The following is a 5,506-nucleotide window of genomic DNA, read 5'->3' on the forward strand; positions in this document are numbered from 1 at the left end:
CTCCTGCAGAACCACCTCGGGGCCGCCGAACGGCGGATGCGGCGGCGATCCTGCAGGAGTTGTGACCGCGCCGCGCCCGAGCCTCCCGGCGTCGGACGCGACGCGGGGCTTCAGTCAGTGCGTTCGAGCAGGGCGACGCCGATCTTCGAGTCCGCCATGCCGTAGAACACGAAGTGTCGGCCGTCGATCTCCTCGATCGCGGTCGGGAAGACGACGTTGGGCACGATTCCGCTGCGCTCGTCGTCGGTCTCGGGAGCCAGGAGCGGCTCGGGCGTGCGCGCGATCACGCGGCTGGGGTCGTCGGCATCCAGGATGAGGGCACCGGCGGCATAGTTGACCTTCTGCTGCTGCGAGAACGCGCTGTCGATCACGCCGGTCACGCCGTGGTGCAGCACGAGCCACCCCTCCGGGATGCGCAGCGGCGGCGGACCGCCCCCGATCTTGACCTCTTCGAACGGGAACTCCGGCCCCGCGACGAACCGGTGCTGCTCCCACAGCGCGAGGTTCGACAGGTCTTCCCGAACGGATGCCACGGGCACGTAGCTGATCCAGATGGACTGCCGCGCATCCTCGATGCCGGCCGGCAGCCGCACGCCCTGACCGGGCTTGGTCTCGCCGAGGTCCCACATCGGGCGGTGGAGCACCGCGAAGGCCTCGGTGCCGTCGGGCGCGGTCACCGGCTCGGGGAAGAACACGGTGTCCTTGTTGTGGAACAGGTTGAGGTCCATGTCGAGGTCGTCCTGGTAGCGGAACAGCACGGGTCCGAGCCGCCGCCAGTCGCGCAGGTCGTCCGACACCGCGATCGCGGTCCGCGGACCCAACGGCCCGTAGGCGACGTAGGTCATGACGTGCAGGCCGAGCGCCTCGACCCATGTCGTGCGCGGGTCTTCGGTTCCGGCGTTGTCGGCGCCGCGCTCCCAGCCGCGGTCGGGCTGGAGCACCACGCCCTCGCGTTCGACGGCGACGGGCACACCGTCCTCGACGACGACGCGGGCGAGGCCCACGCGCGACACGTTGCCCTCGGCGACCAGGCGCGGCAGCAGGTACAGCTCGCCGTCCGGGCCGCGACCCGAGGCCGGGTTGAGCACGCCCTCCGCTTCGTCGGTGTTCCCGGGTTCGGGGGTCATCACCACACCGAGGCGTGTGAGGCGGTAAGGGACGGGGGATGCGGGGGTCATTGTCATCCTTTCACTCCGGATCCGAGGTCGTTGGAGGTGAAGTAGCGCTGGAAGATCAGGAACAGCGCCACCGCGGGGGCGGCGAGCACGACGGCGCCGGCCATCATCGCGCCGAAGGGGTTGGTCGTGGATGCCGCGATGGTGGAGATGAAGTTCGCCAGCGACACCGCGAGCGGCTGCATGGCGGCATCCTTCGTGATGAGGAAGGGCCACAGGAACTCGTTCCACGGACCGATGAAGGTCAGCAGCACCGCGGTCAGCAGCGCCGGACGCACGAGCGGCAGCGCGACGCTCCACAGCAGCCGGAACTCGTTCGCCCCGTCGATGCGGGCGGCGTCGAACAGTTCCTTGGGGAGCTGCAGGAAGTACTGCCGGAAGATGACGACGGCCGTGGAGTTGATGAAGAACGGCAGGATCATGCCGAGGTAGCTGTCGCTCAGGCCGTAGTCGCGGGCGATCATGACGTACAGCGGGATCATCAGCAGCTGGAACGGGATCACCTGCACCAGCAGCACGAGCGCGAAGGTCGCCGACCGGCCGCGCCACTTCAGCACCGCGAGCGCGTACCCGGCGAGCACCCCGAACACGACGGTGCCGAGGATCACGCCCCCGGTGAAGATCCCCGAGTTCACGAGGCCCTTCAGCAGGTTGATGCGCCCGTCGATCGCCGTGTAGTTCTCGAGCGTCAGGTTCGACGGGTGCGGGAAAGCCCCCGCGATCGAGGTGTCGGGGTTCGTCTGTAGCGAGCCGACGACCATGTAGTAGAAGGGGAACAGGAACGCCAGGGCGCCGAGCGTCAGCACGCCGTAGGTCACGACTCTCGTCCTCATGATTCCTCCCTCCCCACGAACCGGCGCTGGAGCGCCGCGATGATCAGCACGAAGATGATCAGCACCACCCCGATGGCCGCGGCCACGTCGGGGTTCTGCTGCTCGATGCCCTTCTGGTAGATGAGGAGCACGGGCGATGTCGACGCCCCGTTGGGGCCGCCGCCGTTGGTGAGCAGGTACGGTTCGGTGAAGAGGTTCGCGCCGGTGATCGTGGCCAGCAGCACCACGAGGAACGTCGCCGGACGCACGCCCGGCACGGTCACCGAGAAGAACTGCCGGAGGCGTCCGCCGCCGTCCACCGCGACCGATTCGTACAGCTCGTGCTGCACGTTCTGGAGCGCCGCGAGGTACAGCAGGATGTAGAACCCGAGCCCCTTCCACGTCACGAACAGCGCGATCGTCGGCATCGCCAGCGCCGAGTTGACCAGCCACGACGGGCTCGGCGCGAGCGGGCCGAGCGCGTTGTTGATCAGCCCCGAGTTCGAGAACAGGAACAGCCACACCGCGACGACGGCGACGGATGCCGTGACGTAGGGCACGTAGAACGCGACGCGGAAGAACGCGCGGGCTCGCACCACCCGGTCCAGCGCCGTGGCCAGCACGATCGACAGCACGACCGTCAACGGGACGTTGATGAGCAGGAAGATCCCGACGTTGCCGAACGACCGCCAGACGGCCGGGTCGCTCAGCGCCGTGACGTAGTTGTCGAGGCCGACGAACGGCCGGTCGACGTTCGCGCCCGGGGCGGTGAAGAAGTAGTCGTGGAACGACATCCACACCGCGAACACGATCGGGTAGGCGAAGACGACCCCGATGAAGATCAGGTACGGAGCGGAGAACAGGATGCCGAGCGGCTGCGCCCCGAGGAGGCGGCGCCGCTTCTTCCCGGCATCCCCCACTCCACCCGCACGACCGGACCGGCCGGGGTCGCCCCCGGTCCGACCGGGCGTGCGGGTGAGATCGGCGGTCATGTCACTTCCCCGCCCCGAGCTGGTCGATCTGCGTCTGGGCGTTGGAGAGGAAGGTGTTCACGTCCTCTTCGCCGAAGATGACCGACTTGGAGTACTCGTCGCGGAACGCCTGCCAGATCTCGACCGAGCTGGTGACGTTGGGCACCTCGACGGTGCGCGCGGCCTGGTCACCGAACTGCTGGTATGCCGGGTTGGCGCTGAAGTAGTCGGCGTACGTGGTGGTCAGGTCGGTGCGGAGCGGCATCTGACCGGTCTCTTCGAGCCACTTCCCGTCCTGCTCCTGGCTGGTGGCGAACTTCAGCACCTCCCAGGCGGTGCCCTTGTTCTGGCACGCGGTGAAGAGACCGACGTTCTTCGCGTCGCTGAAGGTCCACGTCTGGTCGGCCGCGGTGCCCTTCTCTGTCGGCACGGGCACGGCGCCCCAGTTGACCTTGTCCTTGTAGACCGACACGGCCCACGGTCCGACGATGGCCATCGCGGCCTTGCCGTCGGCGAACGCGTCGCCCTGGTACTGCTCGTTGCCGGCGAGCTTGTCGGTGTAGATCGTGCGCCAGAAGTTCGCGACGGCCTCACCGTCGGCGTCGTTGAAGGTGGCCTTGCCGTCCTCGACGAGCTGCTTGCCCCCGGTCTGCGCGGCGTACAGCGGGTAGAAGTCGAACCACGACTGGAAGAACTCGCTCGTGGGCGCCGGGTTGATGGCGTAGTCCGAGACGCCCGCGGCCTTCAGCTTCTGCGAGGTCGCGAGGAACTCGTCGTACGTCGACAGCTGCGGCTTCTCGGGGTCGAGACCGGCCTTCGCGAACAGGTCCTTGTTGTAGAAGATCATCACCGGGTTGCTCTTCCACGGCAGCTGGTAGAAGCCGCCGTCGTCCGAGCGGTACTGGTCGGCGAGGTCGCCGCTGCGCTCGGTGATGTACTGCTCGCCGTCGGGGAAGTCCGACAAGTTCACGAGGCCGCCTTGGCGCTGGAAGCCGGGCACGGCCGCGGGCGAGGTGTTGAACACCAGACACGGGGCGTTGCCCGCGGTGATCGCCGCACCGATGACCTCTTCGCTGGAGGACCCCGCGGGGATCTCCTGCGCCGTGATCTGCTCGTCGGGGTGGTCGGCGTTCCAGGCCTCGACCATCTGCTGGCCCCACGCGATCTCTGCGGCGTTGTTGGAATACCAGATCGTGATCGGGCCCTTGGCATCCATTCCCGAGGCACCACCGCCGCCTCCGCTGCACGCGGAGAGGGCGAGGATGCCGGTGGCGGCTACTGCTGTGGCGAGAATGCGTCGTCGCATGTCTTCCTCCTTGTGGGGGCGGGCGGGGGCCCGCGGGGTGTCAGCTTCGTGTCGGCGGTGCCGTGGAGTCGCGCACGCACAGGACCGGGTCGGCGAGGACGAGCGCTTCGGGCTCCGCCCCGCCGATGGCCTGCAGCAGCGCTCGCGCGGCCGCGCTCCCCCAGCCGCGAGCGTCGGTGGAGACGCTCGTGAGGGCGGGGAACAGGTGCCGGCCGAGTTCGGTGTCGTCGAACCCGGTGATCGAGAGGTCGCGGGGCACCGACAGGCCGCGGCGCTGCGCCGTGCCGAGCCCCGCGACAGCCATGTTGTCGTTCGAGTAGACGATCGCCGTCGGCGGGACCTCGGCATCGAGCAGGGCCGTGGTGGCCCGCGCCCCGTCGGCGGCGCTGAAGTCCGTCTCGACGACACGGGCCCGGATGCCACGCGCCCGCGCCGCGGCTTCGAACGCCGCTGCGCGGTGACGGCCGTGCAGCATGGCGGAGGGCCCGGCGACGTGGGCGATCTCGGTGTGCCCGAGGTCGGCGAGGTGGTCGACCGCGAGACGGATGCCCGCGCCGTCGTCCACCGACACCGAGGTGAAGGGACTGTCGACATCGGGCACACCAAGGGTCACGGCGGCGATACCGAGGCTCGCGACGAGGGCGATGCGGGGGTCGTCGGCACGCAGGTCGGAGAGGATGACGCCGTCGACGCGACGGTCCGCGGCGAGTCCGCGGTAGGTCTGCTCTTCATGGCGGCCGGGGGTGGCGGCCGCGAGCACCAGCACTTGGCCGGACACCGAGAACTCGTCCTCGACGCCCGCGATGAACGACGGGAAGAAGGGGTCGGCGGCGATCACGTCGGGGCTGCGGCCGATGACGAGGCCGCACGCGAACGCACGTCCCACGCTCAGCGAGCGGGCTCGGAGGCTCGGGCTCCATCCCATCTCGGCAGCGACGGAGAGGATGCGCGCGCGAGTGTCGGGCGAGACGCCCGCGCGACCGTTCAGCGCGAAGGACACCAGCCCCTTGCTGACCCCGGCGCGCCGCGCGACATCGGCGATCGTGGGTCGCGTCTCGTTCGTCATGCTTCACCTCGTCGTGGCATCCGGCGATCTAAACCGGTTCAGTGGGTCGAGCCTAAACCGGTTCAGGGACGCCGTCAACCCTCGACGGGCACTCCGTGGCCCCGGGGCGCCGTAGGTGGCCCCGGGGCCACGACGAGCCTTCTGGGTTTGGGGCCCCGGCGGGGACGCCCCGCAAC

At 69.1% G+C, this 5,506-nt stretch carries 5 protein-coding genes; all 5 read right to left on the bottom strand.

The features are described 5' to 3' along the window. Window positions 1-110 precede the first annotated feature (110 nt). Genes FE256_RS17385 through FE256_RS17405 form a run of 5 tightly spaced genes read right to left on the bottom strand, consistent with a single transcriptional unit; the run spans window position 111 to window position 5,330 of the window. Window positions 111-1,178: a glycoside hydrolase family 130 protein gene (locus FE256_RS17385; RefSeq protein ID WP_138178151.1), complete on the bottom strand. Its 1,068-nt coding sequence runs from the start codon at window positions 1,176-1,178 to the stop codon at window positions 111-113. A gap of 2 nt (window positions 1,179-1,180) precedes the next feature. Continuing rightward, the gene (locus FE256_RS17390; RefSeq protein ID WP_138178153.1) at window positions 1,181-2,008 is read right to left on the bottom strand and encodes a carbohydrate ABC transporter permease; all 828 of its coding nucleotides are present in this window, start codon (window positions 2,006-2,008) and stop codon (window positions 1,181-1,183) included. Then, window positions 2,005-2,979: a carbohydrate ABC transporter permease gene (locus FE256_RS17395; RefSeq protein ID WP_138178155.1), complete on the bottom strand. Its 975-nt coding sequence runs from the start codon at window positions 2,977-2,979 to the stop codon at window positions 2,005-2,007. The genes FE256_RS17390 and FE256_RS17395 overlap by 4 nt, the downstream gene beginning before the upstream one ends. 1 nt (window position 2,980) lies before the next feature. Then, window positions 2,981-4,264, bottom strand: a complete 1,284-nt coding sequence (locus FE256_RS17400; RefSeq protein WP_138178157.1) for an extracellular solute-binding protein — start codon at window positions 4,262-4,264, stop codon at window positions 2,981-2,983. Between the two features lie 40 nt (window positions 4,265-4,304). Next, on the bottom strand, window positions 4,305-5,330 hold the full coding sequence (locus FE256_RS17405; protein ID WP_138178159.1) for a LacI family DNA-binding transcriptional regulator: 1,026 nt from the start codon (window positions 5,328-5,330) through the stop codon (window positions 4,305-4,307). Between the last annotated feature and the right edge of the window lie 176 nt (window positions 5,331-5,506).

Source organism: Microbacterium sp. 5K110 (assembly GCF_005774735.1).
In the GTDB taxonomy this organism is placed as follows: Bacteria; Actinomycetota; Actinomycetes; order Actinomycetales; family Microbacteriaceae; genus Microbacterium.